Here is a 1,145-nt window from a genome sequence, read left to right as displayed (position 1 = left end):
ACGGCGGCGGACGGCGTCGACGCCGTGGTCCACCTGGCCGGGATTCCGGGAGAGGCGCCGTTCGCCGACATCCTGGCCGCCAACATCGACGGCACCTACCGGCTCTACGACGCCGCCCGGGCCGCAGGCGTACGCCGGATCGTCTACGCCAGCAGCAACCACGCGACGGGCTTCACCGAACGGCCCGCCGACGGCGCCACCGTGCCGGTGGACACCCCGCAGCGGCCCGACACCTACTACGGGCTCTCCAAATGCTTCGGCGAGAACCTCGCCTCGCTGTACGCCGACCGGCACGGAATGGAGACCGTCTCCCTGCGGATCGGCTCCTTCGCCGCCGAACCACGCAGCATCCGGATGCTCGCCACCTGGCTCAGCCCCGGCGACTGCGCCCGCCTCGTGCACGCCGCGCTCACCGGCCCCGTGGCCGGCCACACCGTGGCCTACGGCATCTCCGCCAACACCCGCGCCTGGTGGGACCTCTCATCGGCCCGGGCGCTCGGCTACCGGCCGCAGGACGACGCCGAGACCTTCGCCACCGAGCTGGTCACGGAACTCGGCGAACTACCCGCCGACGACCCGGAGCACCGCTACCTCGGCGGCCGCTTCACCCAGGCCAGGCCCTGACCACCTGCTTCGACTTCCAGCAGACCGGGGCCATGTGCCCGGCGGCACGAGGACGACCAGGACGGCGCCCCGAGCCTCGGCCGCGGCCAGCCGGCCGCGCGTCACCCCGACCCGGCCCTCGCCGACGAGGAACCGGGTCGACCCCCGCGAACGCCCTCGGTCCGTCCGGCCTCCTGACCGCGTCACGGGTCTGGACAGCGGCGCGCGAGTCAGTCAGTGTTCAGCATCATGACCCTCCCGCTCCCTGAGCACCGCCCCGGTGCCGCACGCGGCGCGCTCTTCGAGGCGGTCACCGCGGTCGGCGACGAGGCGGTCGCCCTGCTCGCCGGCTGCCGTGGCGACACCCCGATACCCGGCGCCGAGTGGACGGTCGCCGAGGCCGCCGCCCACCTGGTGATGGCCAACGAGCTGATGGCCGCACTGGCCGCCGGCGAGGAACGGCCGTACGGGGACGGCACCCCGGGCTCGCTGGCTGCGGCGAACGCGGCCTCGCTGGCCGCGCGGCCCGAGCGGGACCCGGC

The 1,145-nt window shown here is 74.8% G+C and carries 2 protein-coding genes; both read left to right on the top strand.

The window, feature by feature from the left end; all coding sequences use genetic code 11:
* A partial coding sequence (locus ACFQ87_RS44415; RefSeq protein WP_380616742.1) for an NAD-dependent epimerase/dehydratase family protein occupies positions 1-624 on the top strand: 624 nt, incomplete at its 5' end.
* A 228-nt stretch (positions 625-852) separates the two neighbouring features.
* Positions 853-1,145: maleylpyruvate isomerase N-terminal domain-containing protein (locus ACFQ87_RS44410; protein ID WP_380616741.1), on the top strand; the 293-nt coding region annotated here is incomplete at its 3' end.

The organism is Kitasatospora sp. NPDC056531 (genome assembly GCF_042794375.1).
Lineage (GTDB): Bacteria > Actinomycetota > Actinomycetes > Streptomycetales > Streptomycetaceae > Kitasatospora.
This window is presented reverse-complemented; position numbering and strand designations above follow the sequence as displayed.